17 protein-coding genes are annotated in these 19275 nt (G+C 37.6%); 14 read left to right on the top strand and 3 right to left on the bottom strand.

The genetic code is table 11. The features are described 5' to 3' along the window. Positions 1-253 precede the first annotated feature (253 nt). The 9 genes from yycF to V7654_RS03680 all read left to right on the top strand — a co-directional run bounded on the left by yycF (position 254) and on the right by V7654_RS03680 (position 9078). Positions 254-964, top strand: a complete 711-nt coding sequence (yycF, locus tag V7654_RS03720; protein ID WP_207501537.1) for a response regulator YycF — start codon at positions 254-256, stop codon at positions 962-964. 9 nt (positions 965-973) lie between these two features. After that, positions 974-2800 carry a cell wall metabolism sensor histidine kinase WalK gene (gene walK / locus V7654_RS03715; RefSeq protein WP_335428567.1) on the top strand — a complete coding sequence of 609 codons (1827 nt, stop codon included), beginning with the start codon at positions 974-976 and terminating at the stop codon, positions 2798-2800. Next, positions 2797-4113, top strand: a complete 1317-nt coding sequence (locus tag V7654_RS03710; RefSeq protein WP_335428566.1) for a YycH family regulatory protein — start codon at positions 2797-2799, stop codon at positions 4111-4113. The genes walK and V7654_RS03710 overlap by 4 nt, the downstream gene beginning before the upstream one ends. Continuing rightward, on the top strand, positions 4100-4894 hold the full coding sequence (locus V7654_RS03705) for a two-component system regulatory protein YycI (RefSeq protein WP_335428564.1): 795 nt from the start codon (positions 4100-4102) through the stop codon (positions 4892-4894). The genes V7654_RS03710 and V7654_RS03705 overlap by 14 nt, the downstream gene beginning before the upstream one ends. Before the next feature lie 5 nt (positions 4895-4899). Further along, positions 4900-5694, top strand: a complete 795-nt coding sequence (locus V7654_RS03700) for an MBL fold metallo-hydrolase (RefSeq protein ID WP_335428561.1) — start codon at positions 4900-4902, stop codon at positions 5692-5694. 175 nt (positions 5695-5869) lie between these two features. Continuing rightward, positions 5870-7099 carry a S1C family serine protease gene (locus tag V7654_RS03695; protein ID WP_335428560.1) on the top strand — a complete coding sequence of 410 codons (1230 nt, stop codon included), beginning with the start codon at positions 5870-5872 and terminating at the stop codon, positions 7097-7099. Between the two features lie 129 nt (positions 7100-7228). Then, on the top strand, positions 7229-7390 hold the full coding sequence (locus V7654_RS03690; protein WP_335375928.1) for a CxxH/CxxC protein: 162 nt from the start codon (positions 7229-7231) through the stop codon (positions 7388-7390). 100 nt (positions 7391-7490) lie between these two features. Continuing rightward, positions 7491-7970 carry a 23S rRNA (pseudouridine(1915)-N(3))-methyltransferase RlmH gene (gene rlmH, locus V7654_RS03685; protein WP_335428558.1) on the top strand — a complete coding sequence of 160 codons (480 nt, stop codon included), beginning with the start codon at positions 7491-7493 and terminating at the stop codon, positions 7968-7970. A gap of 445 nt (positions 7971-8415) precedes the next feature. Then, positions 8416-9078, top strand: coding sequence for a DNA-binding response regulator (locus V7654_RS03680; protein ID WP_335428556.1), 663 nt, complete (start codon positions 8416-8418; stop codon positions 9076-9078). 501 nt (positions 9079-9579) lie between these two features. Here V7654_RS03680 and V7654_RS03675 read toward each other — a convergent pair. Both V7654_RS03675 and V7654_RS03670 read right to left on the bottom strand, forming a co-directional pair. Next, the gene (locus tag V7654_RS03675) at positions 9580-11106 is read right to left on the bottom strand and encodes a glycine betaine uptake BCCT transporter (protein WP_335428554.1); all 1527 of its coding nucleotides are present in this window, start codon (positions 11104-11106) and stop codon (positions 9580-9582) included. Between the two features lie 64 nt (positions 11107-11170). After that, positions 11171-11836, bottom strand: a complete 666-nt coding sequence (locus V7654_RS03670; RefSeq protein WP_335428552.1) for a hypothetical protein — start codon at positions 11834-11836, stop codon at positions 11171-11173. Between the two features lie 672 nt (positions 11837-12508). Here V7654_RS03670 and V7654_RS03665 point away from each other — a divergent pair. Further along, a complete protein-coding gene (locus tag V7654_RS03665; RefSeq protein WP_335428551.1) occupies positions 12509-13009 on the top strand; it encodes a hypothetical protein in 501 nt (166 codons plus the stop codon). Next, on the top strand, positions 12990-13502 hold the full coding sequence (locus V7654_RS03660; protein ID WP_335428550.1) for a hypothetical protein: 513 nt from the start codon (positions 12990-12992) through the stop codon (positions 13500-13502). Before V7654_RS03665 ends, V7654_RS03660 begins: the two co-directional genes overlap by 20 nt. A gap of 385 nt (positions 13503-13887) precedes the next feature. On the opposite strand, the gene V7654_RS03655 is transcribed toward V7654_RS03660, so the two are convergent. Continuing rightward, complete coding sequence (locus tag V7654_RS03655; RefSeq protein ID WP_335428549.1) at positions 13888-14592, bottom strand: DUF421 domain-containing protein; 705 nt, start codon at positions 14590-14592, stop codon at positions 13888-13890. Positions 14593-15025: 433 nt separating this feature from the next. Here V7654_RS03655 and V7654_RS03650 point away from each other — a divergent pair, with 433 nt between their 5' ends. From V7654_RS03650 to V7654_RS03640, 3 genes are read left to right on the top strand one after another with little or no spacing between them, the layout of a single operon-like run. After that, on the top strand, positions 15026-16525 hold the full coding sequence (locus V7654_RS03650; RefSeq protein WP_335428548.1) for a spore germination protein: 1500 nt from the start codon (positions 15026-15028) through the stop codon (positions 16523-16525). Beyond that, positions 16510-17616: a GerAB/ArcD/ProY family transporter gene (locus tag V7654_RS03645; protein ID WP_335428546.1), complete on the top strand. Its 1107-nt coding sequence runs from the start codon at positions 16510-16512 to the stop codon at positions 17614-17616. Before V7654_RS03650 ends, V7654_RS03645 begins: the two co-directional genes overlap by 16 nt. Further along, the gene (locus V7654_RS03640; protein WP_335428544.1) at positions 17613-18719 is read left to right on the top strand and encodes a Ger(x)C family spore germination protein; all 1107 of its coding nucleotides are present in this window, start codon (positions 17613-17615) and stop codon (positions 18717-18719) included. Before V7654_RS03645 ends, V7654_RS03640 begins: the two co-directional genes overlap by 4 nt. The last annotated feature ends 556 nt before the right edge of the window (positions 18720-19275 follow it).

Genomic DNA, 19275 nt, shown 5'->3' with positions numbered 1-19275 from the left:
CGCTTGTCGGGGCTGACCAAGGCGCTTGCGCTTTTCTTATAATGGGCAGGATTGGTACAATTGGGAAGAGAAGAAGAGAAGTTATATAACAGATAAATTCAGTTTTTTGCTGATTTAAAGTAAAATAGATAAGATAGGATTATTATAAAGAAGGCTAGATCCTGTAATAGAAAGAAATAGGCAAGTTTAACAGGCCATAAAGTAAACAAAAATTTATACAGGGATTTATTTTGGCTAAAAAAGGAGAATTGGTATGGAGAAAAAAATCTTGGTTGTAGATGACGAAAAACCAATTGCAGATATTTTACAGTTCAACTTGAAAAAAGAAGGCTATGATGTTTATTGCGCTTATGATGGAAACCAGGCAATTGAAATGGTAGAGGAAATCCAACCGGATTTAATCTTGCTTGATATTATGCTGCCAATGCGTGATGGCATGGAAGTATGCCGTGAGGTCCGCAAGAAATATGAAATGCCGATCATCATGCTGACGGCTAAAGACTCTGAAATTGATAAGGTTTTAGGACTTGAACTTGGTGCGGATGATTATGTAACCAAGCCATTCAGCACAAGGGAATTAATTGCCAGGGTAAAAGCCAACCTGCGCCGGCACCAGCAAATTGCTATACAGGCAGATCAAGAAGAGGAATCCAATGAGATTACAGTTGGTTCACTTACGATCCATCCGGATGCCTATGTTGTTTCCAAAAGAGGCGAAACAATTGAATTGACGCACCGCGAATTCGAATTGCTTCACTACCTGGCGAAGCATATTGGACAAGTCATGACGAGGGAACACCTGCTTCAGACTGTCTGGGGCTATGACTATTATGGAGATGTCCGTACGGTGGATGTCACTGTAAGGCGACTCCGTGAGAAAATAGAAGATAACCCTAGTCATCCGACATGGATCGTGACAAGACGAGGAGTAGGCTACTATTTGAGAAACTCTGAGCAGGAGTAAGGAGCGAGGATGAAGAAAGTAGGTTTTTTTCGGTCCATACATCTTAAATTTGTGATTATCTATGTATTGCTTATTTTAGTTGCCATGCAAATAATAGGCGTATATTTTGTCCGTAAACTAGAGACAACCTTAATGACAAACTATCAGGATTCCGTAAAGTCTCGTGTGGACCTGTTAGTCTATGATATTCAGGAAGAGCTGCTAAAGGAACGTGGGAAAGAGGATCCGACAAAGGAAGAAGCCATTAAAGAGATTTTAAAGGATTATAAAACCTCAGATATATCTGAAATAAGGGTCATAGATGGCGGTAGCTTTAAAATCCTCGGAACCTCCAGCCTCACGAATCAGGGGCTTGTAGGGCAAAGGACCACCGACCTGAAAATAAAGCGGTCCATCGTTTTTGAAGAAGATGAGGATGTCATCCAGATGGACAATAAGTCAGGCAAGAGAGTGTGGGTCCTCTCAACTCCAATCATGCATAACAATGAAGCGATCGGCGCTGTCTACTTAGTAGCTAGAGTCGAAAATATATTCACGCAGATGAAGGACATTAACAAGATCCTGGCCACTGGAACAGCGATTGCGCTTCTTTTCACTGCCATACTTGGTGTCCTGCTTGCCCAGACGATCACCAGGCCGATCTCGGACATGCGTAAACAGGCTTTGGCAATGACAAGAGGGAACTTTTCACGGAAGGTTAAGGTATATGGCTATGATGAAATTGGTCAACTGGCGATTACCTTTAACAATCTGACCAAAAAGCTTCAGGAAGCCCAGGCTACCACAGAGGGAGAAAAGAGGAAGCTATCTTCTGTTATCTCTTATATGACCGATGGTGTTCTTTCTACTGACCGCAAAGGGCGGATTATCCTGATTAATGAGCCAGCAGCGCAAATGCTTGGTGTTTCACGTGAAACAGTTCTTTCACAGCCAATCGTATCTGTACTTGGGCTCGATGAAAATTATACATTTGAAGATCTCCTTCAGGAAAAAGACTCAATCGTCCTTGATTACAGTACAAAAAGCAAGCCGTTTATTTTACGGGCAAACTTTTCGATTATCCAAAAGGAAAGTGGTTTTGTGAATGGTTTGATTGCCGTTCTGTATGATATAACGGAACAAGAAAAGATTGATCTGGAGAGACGCGAGTTCGTTGCGAACGTTTCTCACGAGCTGCGGACACCATTAACGACGATGCGAAGTTATTTGGATGCATTGGCTGAAGGAGCTTGGAAGGACGAAGAAATTGCGCCTAATTTCCTTGATATCACCCAGACTGAAACTGAGCGGATGATCCGTCTTGTTAATGATTTGCTTCAGCTTTCCAAAATGGACAGTGTCGATTATCGTCTTTCTAGGGAATGGGTGAACTTTCCGGTCTTTTTCAACCGAATTATCGACAGGTTTGAAATGACAAAAAACCAAAACGTCACGTTCGTCAGGGAGATTCCGGAAGACGCGATGTTTGTAGAAGTGGATGAGGACAAGATTACGCAGGTCCTTTACAATATTATTTCAAATGCCATGAAGTATTCGCCAGAAGGTGGGACGATCACCTTCCGCACAAAAGAAATGGAAGATAAAATTACCATCAGCATTTCTGACGAAGGTGTAGGAATTCCTAAGGATAATCTTGATAAAATATTCGACCGTTTCTATCGCGTGGATAAAGCCAGAACACGCAAACTGGGAGGAACAGGACTGGGACTGGCGATTGCGAAGGAAATGGTTAATGCCCATGGGGGAAGAATTTGGGCAAATAGTGTGGAAGGAAAAGGGACAACCATCTTTTTCACCCTTCCTTATGACCGGAGTGAAGAGGATGATTGGTCATGACATATGAAAACATAAAAACAGCAATCTTAACTTTTCTCGTTCTTCTCAGCGGTATTTTGACCTGGAATATTTGGACTTACCAGCCCAACTATGAAAGTGTCGGCAATCAAAAGACTGTTAATGAGGTAAGCATTGCTACACAAAAGGAAATAAGAAAAATTGTAAAGCCTCACCAGGTCATATACCACGTTGAGGGAAAACAATATGGTGCCATTGATAATGACCATATAGATAAAATCATGAATGTCATTACGAAGTGGAAATTTTACGATGTGAAAAAATATCCGGGGCGAATTTCTGACTTCAATCAAAGGATTGCCCAGGGAGCAAACACAGAGATTATTTTTCCGGATGAAGTCCCAATCGAGCTGTATAAAAGAGTCTTGAATATCGATGATAAAGACTTGCCGAAATTTGATTTTGACCGCATTATCATAAAAACTGAAACCCAGCAGAAGCAAGAAGGGATCATCTATTTTTATTCGCAGAGGAATCAGCAAGTCTATGAAAGCAATGTAAATCCTTCATTCATTAATGATTTTGCGGCTAATTATTATAAGAATGCGGGCAGGCTGGCGCCATATTTCGAGCATGATATTTCTGATATTAAGCGAATCTATTTGCCGTCTGATCCAACCGACATGGTTAAATACACGTATTATCAAAATCCGCTGGACTCCGAGAAGTTCAAGGAAGCTCTTTTCAAGGACCCAAGTTTTGTCCAGAGAAGTGTATCTGATTATGGTGAAGAATATACCGATGATGCCAGTAAAATGACGGTTGATAGCCAGACGAATATGATTTATTATGTGAATCCAATCCGCGATCGTGAATCTGTGATTGGAACTAGCAATGTTCTTCAAAAGAGTATCGAATTTGTAAACAGTCATGGCGGTTGGACAGAAGCATACCGTTATGTGTACAAGGATGATTTTAACCAGAGAGTCCTTTTCAGGCTATACAGTAAGGAAGGCTATCCTATTTTTAACCAAATGGGCATGTCTGAAATCGAACAGCAGTGGGGCCAATTAGAAATAAGCAGATACATTCGTCCAGGATTCCATTTGGAATTGCCATTGAATCCGGATGTGAAAACGAAAAAGCTGCCATCTGGCCTTAAAGCGTTGGAACTTTTGGAGAAAAGGAAAGATTTCAATCCTGATTTGCTTGAAAATCTTATGCCTGGTTATTATATGACGCAGGGACCAGGGGATTCGCCTTTGATCCTGTTAGAGCCAGGGTGGTTTTATCAATATGAACAAGAATGGCACGAGCTGGTCTGGGAGGAGGGACTGAAGAATGGATTGGAGTAGAATTAAAACAATCTTTATTCTGACATTCCTCGTCCTGAATATCTATTTAGTTTATCAATTCATGAACACAAGGGATGCCGCCCAGTACGAAATCATTAAAGAGGCTTCTCTAGAAGAAAAGCTTAAGAATGATTCCATTCGATATCCTGAACTTCCTGAAACAAAGAAGGAACGTTATATCAGTGTTAGGACAAAAGTGTTTAAGAACGAAGAACTGGATAAAACAAAGGGACAGGTAATCAATCTTGGTGATGGAACCGCTATAGAAGCTAAGCTTGCAAAGCCAATCAAGCTTTCAAGTAAATTTGAACCGGCGGAACTCTCTGGATTCATTAAGTCGAATATCTTTTCTGGTGAACAGTATAAGTTTTGGAAAAAGGATGACGAAACCAAGACTATTACTTATTACCAGCAGTATGATAATAAAACTTTTTACTATAACAGCAATGCAAGATTGACCTTGTATTTTAATGAAAATAATGAAGTGGTTTCATTTAGGCAGACCTATTTGGAAGTCATTGATGAGCAGCTTTCAGATGAAGAGGAATTGCTGACACCATTAAGAGCGATGGAAACTCTTTATAAAAAGGGGCTGCTGAAGCCAAAAAGCGAAATTACCAAAGTTGAACTGGGATACTCGACACTCGTCTCGCTGACCGCCTCACATGTGGTAACACCTACGTGGAGGCTTGTCGTGGACGGCAAGGAGAACCTTTTTGTCCATGCATTTGAAGGACGGGTTATTCCATTGACTGACGGTGAAAATCAAACAACGGAGTGAGAGATATGACATTGCATTTTAGTGTTCTCGCCAGTGGGAGTACGGGAAATGCGATCTATGTGGAGACGGAGGGCCAATCCTTTTTGGTAGATGCCGGATTGAGCGGCAAGCAAATGGAGGCTTTATTTAAGCAAATTGGCCGCGATATGAAAGACCTCTCTGGAATATTTGTGACGCATGAACATAGCGATCATATAAAAGGCATAGGAATCGTTGCCCGAAAATATAAGCTGCCGATCTATGCGAATGAAAAAACATGGAAAGCGATGGACGGCTTGATTGGGGAAGTCCCGCTAGACCAGAAGTTCAGCTTTGATATGGAAACGGTGAAATCCTTCGGCGGCTTGGATATAGAATCTTTTGGGGTGTCACATGACGCTGCCGAGCCAATGTTTTATGTGTTCCATAAAGACGGAAAGAAATTAGTGCTGATTACAGATACAGGCTATGTAAGCGACAGGATGAAGGGAATCATCACCAATGCTGATGCCTATGTATTTGAAAGCAATCATGATGTTCAAATGCTGAGAATGGGAAGATATCCATGGAGTGTTAAACGCCGAATTCTTAGTGACTACGGCCATGTATCGAATGAGGATGCTGCGGTAGCAATGAGTGAAGTCGCCGGCGATAACACAAAGCAGATTTATCTTGCCCATTTAAGCCTGGATAACAATATGAAGGAGCTTGCAAGGATGTCCGTCGCTCAGACATTGGAAAGCCACGGAATCATTGTAGGAGAACAATTCGATTTGATAGATACAGATCCTAAGACTCCTACCGCGCTGACAGCTATTTAATATGTTTAATAATGAAGGAGTAAAGGTATCTGTTAAAAGGATGCTTTTACTCCTTTTTTGATTGGCTATAATCATGAAATGGGCTTAGGATTTAGTAATTAATGATAGAGGTAGTATAATAATTTGTATAATTGATATGTAAAAGATAATTGTTCAATGAAAGGGTTGGTGGGCATTGGGTTATTATGATCAAGATCATCAAAGCCGGTACAAATCGCAAAGCGGCAGAAGGGGCGGAACTTTTTTAGCCAGCCTGTTAGGTGCAATCATTGGGGCATTATTGGTTATTTTCACAATCCCGACCTTATCTAAATTAGATGTACTCCCCTATAAAATTGAACCTAACAATCAAACAGCAGTAACAGATGAGGAAAAGACCTCTGAGGACGGTACTACTTCCACTAGGAATGTCTCCATCGATGTTTATTCAGGAATTACCAAAGCTGTCGACAAAGCCGGTGATGCTGTAGTAGGCATAACGAATATCCAGCAAAGCACGACCTTCTGGGGACAGACACAGGAATCAGGTGGAACAGGTTCAGGCGTTGTTTATAAAAGGGCCGGCGATAAAGCCTATATCGTAACCAATCACCATGTGGTTGCTGATGCCACTGAACTAGAAGTCAGTCTTAGCGACGGCACAAAAATTCCCGCAAAGCTTCTTGGCAGTGATATTTGGACCGACCTTGCTGTACTTGAGGTACCTGCTGATAAAATAAAGGTCGTTGCTGAATTCGGCAACTCCGATAAGCTTAAGCCAGGTGAACCAGTTATTGCAATCGGTAATCCCCTTGGACTAACTTTCTCGGGCTCTGTTACACAAGGCATTATTTCCGGCACAGAGCGGGCCATTCCAGTTGATATCAATCAGGATGGAACACCCGACTGGCAGGCAGAGGTCCTGCAGACAGATGCCGCAATCAACCCTGGAAACAGCGGTGGAGCATTAATCAATATTGAGGGACAGGTCATCGGAATAAACTCCATGAAAATCGCACAAAATGCGGTTGAAGGAATCGGGCTTTCGATCCCGATTAACTATGCTTCTCCGATTATTGATGATTTAGAAAAGACAGGTGAAGTTAAGCGCCCGGTAATGGGTGTAGAGTTAGCATCTGTAAACGAGATTCCTTCTAATCATCAGCAGAATACATTGAGGCTGCCAAAAGATGTGACCTATGGTGTGGCGATTAAGAGAGTTCAGCCTAACTCTGCTGCTGATAAAGCAGGCTTGCAGGAACTGGATGTCATTGTCGAAATGGATGGCAAGGAAATTCGCGATGCTGTCGATCTCCGAAAGCACCTTTACAATCAAAAGAAGGTCGGCGATGAAATGAAGGTTAAGTTTTACCGCGATGGAAAGCTTCAGGAAACAACATTAAAATTAGGCGGAGAAACATTGTAACGGCTTGTGGATAGATGAACAGGGAGCAAATGCTTCCTGTTTTTTATGTTAAAATGGTCTGTGGATAATTTAAATTTAGATTTTTAGCGAATGATAAAAATATAAAAAGCCAAGAAGGGATTTGGAAAAATGAAGTATTGCTGTAGTGAACATGTAGAATTAGCGCTAGATGAAGCGGTGGATGAGTATGAAACAGCACCACAATTAGAGAAGCTGGAGGCTGTGGAAAACTCGGGGTTTTCTTGTGGATACTGTGGACAACCTGCTGTATATATTGTAGCGAACGAATGATCGCCTACTAAATGTGGATTGCGATGTGAATATGTGGATAACTTCTGTGGATATCTTGTTTGTAAACTGTTTGTAATTTGTTTGTAAAGTGGGGATGACTGTGAATATCTCAATCGTGACGGTTGGCAAATTGAAAGAAAAATACCTGAAACAAGGGATAGAAGAATACTTAAAGCGCCTTGGAAGCTATGCAAAAGTCGATGTTATTGAGGTGTCAGACGAGAAAGCACCAGAGGAATTAAGTGAAACAGAAATGGTTCAGGTGAAGCAAAAAGAAGGAGAACGAATCCTGGCGAAAATTAATCCAGATGCTTATGTCATTGCTTTAGCTATTAACGGAAAGCTGAAGTCATCGGAAGAACTCGCAGAAAGCCTTGATAAGCTGGCCACATACGGAAAAAGCAAAGTCGCTTTCGTTATAGGCGGGTCCCTTGGCCTAAGCGATGAAGTTTTGAAAAGATCAGACGAGCAGCTAAGCTTTTCAAAAATGACCTTTCCGCACCAACTGATGAGATTGATCTTGGTGGAGCAGATATATCGGGCTTTTCGGATTAATCGGGGGGAACCGTACCATAAATAAATGAGGTTTTTAGTTAAATGCCTCTCCTTAAGGTTGGGGAGGCTAGAACATAATAAGTTTTCTTAACGGAAATAGAAATGATAAGAATGGATTGTTGAAATATAAAGAAAGTAGATTGACAATTTTAAGAACTCTATTAAACTAAAAATAGTTCTACCTCAAATTCTTCTCTAAATATTCTATAATAGCTACTCCGCAAGTCTTTATTTGCCTTTTACTTTCTCCCATTGAAGCCACAGTAAACCTCTTTTTTCACTCGCATTCGCACTCATTCATTTTAAAAATCTGCTCGAAGTTCAAATGATTCATTTGTGGCATCGAATGTATGCAAAATTTGATAGTAGAAGAAATGGAGGAAAGACGGTTTCCCAATTTGTTAAGGTTTGTCCACTGAATTTTGTTTGCTGTAAAAGATATGACCATTGAATAAGAGGAGGGTGATGCTATGGGATTTGAAGAAGAATACCAGGCCTTTTTGAATGCTCACTTGCAGGCAAGAACCGGTGAACGGTTGCGGCGCTTGCAAGAAGGTCACAACCAGGCTGAAGAGTTGTTTTTGAAGCAAGTGTGGTGGCCTTCATTTTACCATTTTAGGTATCTTCATCCAGAATATGAAGTCGATGATTTCAAGGATGGCAAAAGGTATTTGGATTTTGCTTATATTCGTCCCGCCATCCGGATTTGCCTTGAGGTCGATGGGTATGGCCCTCACCTAAAGAACATAAGCAGATGGCAATTTTCCGACAACCTGGAACGTCAAAACCAGTTGGTGATTGACGGATGGACCGTGATACGCTTTTCTTATGACCAAGTGAAAGAGCAGCCTCGTCGATGCCAACAGATTGTTCAGCAAGTGATTGGCCGATGGATGGGTGATGAACTGGACCAGACATCTCTGTCCTTTGTCGAAAAGGAAGTGCTTCGGCTAGCGATTCGAAAAGGAGAAGCCATTTCCCCCATAGAAGTAGAGAAGTATTTGAAGCTAAGTGACAAGACGGTAAAAAAAGTACTTTCTCAACTAGTCGATAAAAAGATGTTGATTCCCGCATCTGGGATCAAGAGGATCCGCTTTTATCGGTTGGGGGATCAGGTTAAGCACCCGATCTGATAAATAGACGGAAAAATTTCGCTTAATTAGTAAATAAAATAAAAAATAGCTTCAATAGACGGAGAGATTCCGCCTATTGGCTCGAAAAACGTGAAAATGGGGGGTTTAGCTTAGCATAATCGGAAAACCTCCCCTTATATACTCCGGAACGAGCTCCATTTTGTATCTAACCGAAAAATCTCCGCTTATTTTACTTTCGCTGGTTACTTTAAGTTGGCTGCTTCGATTTTAGTAATCCAAGAGAACCTCATTTTGATACGCTACGGGGAACCGTACCATAAGTAAATGAGGTGATTTATTTTTAAAATTATCTTTGTTCTCTTCAATAATTCAAGGATGTGCTTCCAGTAAATATTTCCTTGAGAAGACTACCGTTTTTTATTCGAAATTTCGTACTGTCCAAAACCAAGTGTAAAATATTTAGGCTATACTGGTACACAAAAACCTTCCTGATCAAATGACACAATCAGGAAGGCATTTTATTTATAATTTAATTTTCTTTTAAGAATGTGGCGCGCTTCTTTTATTGGCTCTTTGTACTTCTAATTCATTTTCTAAACCTCGCAACAAAGAATAGCACATGAAGACCATGATTATTGCAAAAGGAAGGGCAGCTGCAATAGAAGCTGTTTGCAATACGTTCAAACCTCCGGCTATAAGCAACACAGCAGCTACAGCGGATTGTATGACACCCCATGTCATTTTAATCTTGTTTGAAGGATTAAGTGTTCCGCCTTCGCTTAACATTCCCAGTACAAAGGTGGCGGTATCTGCAACTGTAATATAGTAAATGGCTATCACGGCAAACCCTATAATACTTAAAACGGTACTAAATGGTAGCATATCAAAGAATGTAAAGATAGAAAGGTTCACGTTTTCGGCAATATGTTTTGCCAAATTATGATTTCCAGAATTTTGAACAATTTCAAGAGCGGTACCGCCAAATACTGACATCCAAAGACATGTTCCGAGTGTAGGAACAATTAATACGCCAAACACAAACTCCTTAACGGTTCTTCCTTTTGAAACCCTGGCAATAAACATGCCGACAAAGGGAGCCCAAGCAATCCACCATGCCCAATAAAATAAGGTCCACGAAGCGATCCATTCTCCTTCACCAAAAGGATTTAACCTTAAACTCATAGGTATAAAGTCACTTATATATAGACCTGTCGTATTAATAAAGACTTTAATAACAGTCAAGGCTGGGCCGACAAGCAAAATCAGCACCATAATCGCAATTGATAAAATAATAGCTGCGTTGGATAAGTACTTTATTCCTCTTTCCAACCCCGTATTAATAGAAATGATAAAAAGGACAGTTGCGACGATAATGACCACCAGTTGTATAAATAGCGTATTAGGAATGCCGAAAATATCATGCATTCCGGCTGTAATCTGCATTGCTCCAAGCCCTAAAGAGGTAGCGATACCGAAAACTGTTGCAAAGATGGAAAGGATATCAATCGTTTTGCCAATCGGTCCGTGGATCCTATCACCCAAAATAGGATGGAATGCTGAGCTAATAGCCGCTGGAAGCCTTTTATTATATTGAAAAAATGCAAGGGCCAAACCGATCACTGTGTATATTGCCCATGGGTGCAATCCCCAATGGAAAAAGGTATATTTCATTGCGGTATTGGCTGCATCCAAAGTATAGGCTTTCCCGTAAGGTGGAGCTGTGTAATGAGTTACAGGTTCTGCAACACTCCAATACACAATCCCGATTCCCATGCCCGCGCCGAACAACATGGCAAGCCAGGATCCGGTACTAAAATCAGGCTCGTCATTTTTCCTGCCAAGCCGGATATTCCCATACTTTGAAAACATCAAGTAAATAGAAAAAAAAACAAAGAATAGAGTGGCCCCAAGATACACCCATCCAAGGTAATCAATGGAGCCATTATAAACGGCGTTGGTGACTTTGGTAAGATTACCTGTAAAAAAAACTCCCCATATAATGAAAATGAGGGTAAGTAATAATGAGATAATAAAAACACTATTTTCTTTTAATTTATTACTATCCATAGAAACCTCCTAGTAGTGGAAGAATACTGTATTTTAGATTAGTGTTTAAATGGTATTAATTTTGTCAGTTATTAAAGGGATTATATTGAAATTCCCACTTATCCGTATCCATCAACTCTTCAAGAGGTACCTCTAAACCGCCTCCAAGATAAATGGTTTGCCCTTTAATCCCAACCACCATAGCTTCGATTAACATATCCCTATCCCTCTTTTTATAAATGTCCCCCAACTGTGCTGATAGTTCTCCGTATGGATGAGCGATTTGAGGGCCGGCGTCATCAAGGTTTTCTTCAAAATTAACCATGTCTTTATAATCGATAGGATGGCTGTCAGGAGTACGGCCGGGTAACATCAATAAATACTCCGTATGCTTGATTCCGTTCAAATCACTTGTTACTACCCCTTTGTTATCAACAGTTTCAACTACTTCAATTTCATTTAATGAGTAGTGATCGAGGGTATCGGGGTCCGGATTGTTAATTAAAATCAAATTTCCCGCTACAGGTTTTTGATTATTCCTAAGCGTATATACCTTATGATTATAAATAAAGCTGTCATTTTCCTTTGGGATGTATCTTTCCACACTCGCTGCATTAGTTATATGCTGTGTTAAATCCCTCAGTTTAATAAGATGAACGGATAGTTTATAAATTGGTTTTACTCCATATACCTTGTGTAACTCATTGTTATAATAAACAAATTGCCCTTTTCTTACTTGATACAGTTTCACAACCAAATCTCCCTTCAATCATAGGTGGAGTAGTATTCATAACAGTTTGGAATAACTTGGAATCTGATGCATCGCTTTCTTCTTTAGGATGCCTTTTTTATAGAAAAACATGAATTTTAAAGAGGGAAGGTTCCTAACAGTATTGAAGCTATGTTTCATGTAATGGATGATAGACGATAAATAATAGGATCTTTATCTGAAGAAAGTAAATGAATATTGCATCGATGTATTTTTTATTAAAGGGCTTAAATAGCGAATTTAATTACTCTAGAAAAAACCTCATTTACTATGGTGAACCTTACCATAAGTAAATGAGGTTTTTAAATTCTTGGAAAAATAAAAGCCAAAAATAAACAAGTTATGAATAAAAACTTGCATATTTTGGCTTTTAAAATGTATGGAACTATCGCTCCCATTCGTTCAAAAAGAAACTTAACATCTTACTTTTATTTGCCTATTCTTTTTCTTCAACAAGTCCAAATAAATAATTCTGTAAATCACATTAAATTTTAAATTACGTCCAACAAAAACTTGCTGATATTGGACTTTCCCCCATTTTCCTTGCCCATATTGGTGTATTTCATGAGCCTCAATTGAATTACTGTAAATCTACTAATAAAAAATAACTTTATGTATAAAATACTGTACATATAAATAAAGAGGGTGACTAACATGAAAACATTGTGGCTATTTCTAGTATCATCAATTTTTTCTATAATTTCCTTGTTTATTTTGATGAAGAAAATGAACGTCACTAACGTCTTGGGCTGTTATTTTTTATCTAATATTCTTATTACAAATACAGGAGTAATCATTAACTTAAATTTAAAATTAACAAAGCAAGATCCATCAAGTCAATTGATTTTTTGGACACAAAAAATTCCTGAGTTGACACTTAAGCCAGCCTTACTTTTATGGTTAATTTATATCTTGTTCTCTAATCGTTCAATTTTCAGTAAACTTATTCATCTTTTCGTATTCTTAACAGCACTTATTTCTATTGAAATCTATTTCGTTCAAATTGGATATTTGGAATGGGTAAATTGGAATGTGTTTTATGGATATTTGAGATACAGCTTAATTATTTTATTAATGGCTATTTACTCCTTTTATTTAGAAAAACTTATTAATAGAGACAAAGAGGTGAAGACTGATGATTTTACCTCTTCCTAAGCAATTTGATGCAAATGAAATATTTATTATTATTTCCACAGTTTTATCTTGGGCACTCATGTTTAAATTACCTAGACACTTATCTGCCGTTACCATCACTATTATTTGGACTTTTAATGTCTTTCTTGCTTTGTTGGCCGATATTACCATAAGTGTAAAACCATATGACTTTTACTTTACGATAGATCATAAAACACATGAAATATTTGATATTTTATTGCACTTTGCTACTTACCCTACTCTTTCTTACTTTGTAGTAAACTTCTATCAACATAATAAACCCAAAGGTTTAAAGCTTCTTTTTTATATTATTTTTTGGGCAGGGGTAGCTATTGCTCTAGAATGGATTTCGGTGAAATTTCATGTTTTTACATATATGGGTTGGAAATTGTATTTATCCTTTCTCGTTTATTTGATTGTATTTTCGGCTAACATTTGGCTTTCGAACTTTATTGAAAAGAAACACCCTTATAAACCCACTTCAACTAAATAGTATCCGTTTTCTCTATCTTATAAAGGAAAGTTAATTTAATTTAATGATGTTCTATTAGACACAGGCAGCTCTAGCACCATTTTTGATACAGATGAAGTAGAGGAGATTGTACTTATTATCGATCTGAAAGAAGGTAGACCAAGAAGAATATACGGTGTCGGTGGAGAAAGTGAGCTCTGTCAGGAGCAACTTGTTTCCAATCTAAAAATCAATAACCAATTAAAAACAAAATTTTAGTTTAACCTCATTTAGACACATCACGGCGAGCCATACCATAAGTAAGTGAGGTTTATCCTATACCCTTATTTGATATAAAGAAAGCATAATTATTAGAGGCTTAAGTTAAGCCATCGCATAATTGTAAAAATTAAGCCTCTATTTGATTTTATTTATATAAGAAAACCTTAAGATTATCTTTACTATCAAGGGTGGCAAGCAAGACGTTTTTGACCTCAGTCTGATATAAACTTTCTAACCGAGAAACCACCCATCCTTCGCTCTTTTGAATATGTTTTAACTCCTTGGAATTAATTTTTCCTTCCTTAATAATGGTCTTAGGAAAATCGAAAAATTCTGTTTCAATTTGCATGATTGAAGGTGTTAGTGGTTCGTATTTTGGATCTAAAAAAACCGAGAACTTCCCATCTGCTTCCCAAATTGCTAAGGCAACTTTCTTTACATCTTCAATTTTTTCTTCCCGTAATTCTTCCAATAATACATCAATAGATATTCTTGCTTTTTTTAATCCTTTATATAGGATTTCTCCATTTTGAACAATGGTAATAGGTGGAGGGGTAATTAGCTTTCTAAACCAAGACCATTTGAAGATTATCAAAATACCCACAAGATACAAGATGACCAATACAATGGTTGTAATGATAGACCCTTTTAACCCAAGTTGTTCGTCTGATAGTGGATGGGCAATAATGTTTCCAATGACTAAAACAATTGCAAAATCAAGTGGTCTTAACTGAGAGATGCCTCGCTGACCTAATACTCGAGCAACAATTAATAAAAAGATAAAAGCAACAATAGCTCGAAGAATCCACTCAGTTGTAGTAAGTGTTTCCTGGCCATGAAAAAAATCCATATATTACACTTCCTATACCAAAATTGCTATAACTTAGTTTTTCACCCAAGTAATTTTAATAACCAAATTTAATTAATATTTAAGTAAGATAAAGGAAGAAATTAATTAAATAGTATTTATTATTCAATTTTAGTAACGGTTTCTTATAACAAAATCATTTCTTTAATGGTAAAACCTCATTTAGATACAACACAGGCAGCCGTACCACAAGTAAATGAGGCTTAAAAAAATTAAAATAAAATTTGGGTCCCATTACTGACCGACCTGCTTAAACATTGTAAGTCGAACCATTCCTTAGGTTCGACTTTTTTTATTTTTGGATTTGTTAACATAAGTAGGAAAGCAAAAGAGCTGTCCCTCTGCTTCCTTGGAATATGAGTGTAAATTAAGGAAATGATAGTGATTATCAGGCATTTTAAGGAGTTTTTCAGGAATGAGTTTCTTTAAACAGAATTCATCTTTATCTAGCCGTTCAAATGAAGGGGGACAACTCTCCAACGATTTTGAAAAAAATATAAGAAAGTTACAAGAACATTTTTGCCATACAGAAGATTTATTGAAAAAAGAAATAATATTTAATGACGAGAAGTGTGTCATTCTTTACATTGATTCGATGTTGAACAAGGAACTACTTCAATCTTCTGTTATTGATCCTATTTTAGATTTGAAAACCGGTAATATTGAAAATGCAGTTTTTGCTGCAGAAATCAAAATAACTTCAATGATTTCAGAAGCAGGAAAAAACCTGTTAGATGGATTCTGTGTGATTTTATTAGAAAACGATTGCCAGGCTTATATGGCATCGATAGGAGGAATCGAAGGGAGGTCTATTCAAGAGCCTAATAATGAACGGAGCATTCAAAGTTCTCATGATGGATTCGTTGAAAGTTTTAGTTCAAATCTGCACCTTTTAAGAAAGAGAATTAAAAGTCCACAGTTAAAGGTGAAATATTTTACGATCGGAAACCTTACGAATACGACAGTTGGAATGCTTTATTTAGATCATCTTGCAAATAAAGAGCTTATTAACGAAGTTGAGCGGAGATTAACTTCAATCGAAATTGATCAGCTCTATTCAACTGGTGAATTAGAGGATCTTATTGAAGACCATCCTTTTTCACCTTTTCCACATATTTTAGCTACAGAAAGACCAGACAGAGCGGTGTCTTATTTAACAGAAGGGAAAATCACGATTATTATGGATGGTAATCCGCGTGTAATGATCGTTCCGATAACGTTTTTTGCGTTTTATCAAACACCCGATGACTATAATAGCCGATGGGTAGTTGGTTCTTTCTTTCGATTAATCCGCGTCTTAAGTTTTATTATCGCGATTAGCTTGCCTGCCATCTACATAGCCATCGTGTCGTTCCATTCAGAGGTACTTCCAATCGGAATTCTATACTCAATAAGGGTTTCATTAGAATATGTCCCTTTTCCTCCATTAGTCGAAGCTTTAGCCATGCAAATCATTTTAGAACTGTTAAAAGAAGCTTCAATTCGATTGCCTTCACCTATCGCACAAACAATCGGAATTGTTGGGGGATTAGTTATTGGGACAGCTGTAGTAGATGCCCATATCGTATCAAATATGATGATCGTAGTGATTGGATTTACGGCCATTGCCTCATTTGTGGCCCCAATAAATGAGATGGGGACAAGTGCAAGGTTATTGGGATTCCCGACAATGATCGCTGCATCTTTCTTTGGATTTTTTGGGATTGTATTAGTGTTAATGTTGATTTTTATGCATTTGAGTAAATTAGATTCCTTTGGAACACCTTATTTTTCACCCTTAGCTCCATTTAAGAAAGAAGGATTAAAGGATTCATTGCTAAGGCTTCCATTATGGAAATTGAATACTCGACCAACTGATGCTAAACCAGCTTATGCAAATCAACAAGGGCAAACAAGGGCGTGGAAGAAGAAATGATGGAAAAAAATAATTCCATAACAAAATTTCAGGTGTTTTTTATATTAATTCAAAGTCAAATTGGCGTAGGTCTTTTATCATTACCGAATGTCGTGCAGAAGACAGCTATAGGAGACGGTTGGATTTCTACTCTCATTGCAGGGATAGCTGTTCAATTCATGCTGATCGTCTACTGGCAATTACTAAAACGATTTCCCAATCTTATTTATACGGAAATCACTCAAAAGATACTCGGACGTTTTTTAGGAAGGTTGATTAACCTTATCATCTATATGAATTTCATCCTTGTCGGAAGTTTAGCCACCATATTATTTATTAAAATCATTAATTTATGGTTATTGCCGTTAACTCCTAATTGGATCATATCCATACTCATCCTGACCGCTTGTATTTATTTAACGATTAGCGATTTAAGGATAATTGCAAGATTCTTTGTCCTGGCAACTTCCTTGATCCTATTATTATTGTGTACTTCTTTATTAAGCTGGTTTACGCCTAATGAGTTTCAATACTTACTTCCAATTGGTAGTTCTGGATTCAAAAATATTTTAATTGGAAGTAAGAATTCTCTTCTTGCGATGTTGGGTTTTGAAGGCCTGCTATTTATATTCCCCTTCATTATTCATAATAAAAAAGGAGTATTAAAGACGATATCAATGGCCAACATTTTTATCACCCTTTTTTACACCTACTTTATCTTCCTTACACTAATCAGTTTCAGTCCAGATCAATTGACCCAAATGAGAGAACCCATTTTAAATTTACTTAGAGGAATAACTTATAAAATGGTCGATCGGGTGGATCTAATTTTCCTGTCGATATGGATTGTTCCGATGGCTACTTCCGTCATTGCGTATTTATTTTATGCTAGCAAAAGTATGAATGTAGAAAAAAAGAATTACCAAAAGGCAGTCTTGCTAAATGGATTCATTATCTTTTTGATTACATTGATTCCACATGATGATGCGATCATTACTCTTTTTAATAAATATGTTTCTTATATAAATTATTTGGTTGTTTTTATCATCCCAACTTTGCTTTTAATCCTTTCATTCCTATTTAATAAGCATGAAAGTAGTGAATCCACTTGAGAAAAATACTCATAATAATTTTATTTATTACCCTCAATATATTGACTGGCTGTTGGGACCAGCATCTTCTTGTGAATCGAACGCTGGTGAACGGAATTAGTGTAGATATAACTGAAGAGGGAAAAATTGAATCAGCCATTAGAGCATTAAACATTCAAAGTAAAGGAGGAGGGCAATTTGAAATACAAGATGAACTGGTCGAAGCGGCAGGACAATCTACGGTTGGTTTAGGAATAGATTTAGATAGTAAAATTACTGGTGAAATTGATGCGAGTAAAGCTCACGTAGTAATAATAGGTGAAGAACTAGCAAAAAAAGGGATTCACCCATTCATTGAGTTTTTTTATCGTGATATGGATTCCTATATGTCTTCCAAAATTGTCATAAGTAAAGGGAAAGCGAAAGAGATTCTTTCTATGGAAAAAGAAAAAAGCCCAATTGCATTTGTAATCTTACAACTGCTAAATGGAGCGGAAGCGGATACGGTCATACCGAAAGAAACTACATTTTCAGTGTGGAGAAAAATTTTAGATCCTGGCAAAGATATGATTTTACCTTATCTTGAAAGAATAGAGGGTAATAAAATTCAAGCAGCAGGAGTTGCGCTATTTAACAATGATCAATATACCGGTACAACGTTATCAAAAGAAAAAAGCAGTTTATTATTGTCATTAATGAATCAATTAAGCAAGACAAACAAAATGGCTTTAATACTCGGTCCAGAAAGCAATGGCCGATCCATCTCTTTTGATACAATAAATTTGAGTCGAACCTTCGAGGTCCTGGTGGATAAGGATGAAAATATCATTTGTAAAATTGATGTTAAAATGAATGTGGAAGTAGGCAGCTATCCTCAAGATTTTAATGAAGGACTTAATATCAAAAAATTAAATAAAGATCTTTCGGATGAATTAACCAAACAAGCAAAGGAAATAACAAACACTTTATTACAAGCCAATTGTGATGCTCTGGGAATTGGAAGACAAATTTCTAGTTTTCACCCTGAATTATGGAAGAAAATCAATTGGGATGACGAATATAAAAATGTTCATTTTGAACCGACTGTAAAGGTAAACATCATAAAAACAGGAAATGTATTTTAGAATTTATCACTTTAAAGTGCGAGGATGAGCTTGCATTAATTTCAATTGTTACTTTTTTCAGATGTATTAACGGTGAGCAGAATCATAAGTAACGGCGAAATTTTTGCTGCAAATTGGCATATATAATAGACAGTTCTAAATATGACACCCGCCCTAACAAATCTTAAAAAAGAATTTAACCTCAGTGAATCAATAAAATAGACTCTCCCAAAAGCCAATTAACTTCTTTTGAGAGGGTCTTCTTTATTTAAGGTAATCTATTTGTGCAGATTACTTTATAATCACCTTGATCCCTATTGAGAAGCTCTTTTGTGTATCCAAGTATGCCGCAAGTTAAACCTATAATGACTAAAGCTAGAACCCCAAATCCTAAAAGGAACGGTAAATCTGTGCGAGTCAGAATCGGTGCTGAGGGTTGTAAATGCATGGGCTAAAGGCATTAATGCTCGTTATGGTCGCTATGAATCAAATAAGAAAACATAGATGGGTAATCTAGGCCAGTTTATCGACAAAGATACTTTTCACCGATCAGTTATTGAAACCCTGTTGATTGGAG

The organism is Bacillus sp. JJ1609 (assembly GCF_036967045.1).
In the GTDB taxonomy this organism is placed as follows: domain Bacteria; phylum Bacillota; class Bacilli; order Bacillales; family Cytobacillaceae; genus Mesobacillus.
The sequence above is the reverse complement of the archived record's forward strand: the minus strand, read 5'-3'. Positions and strand labels throughout refer to the sequence as shown.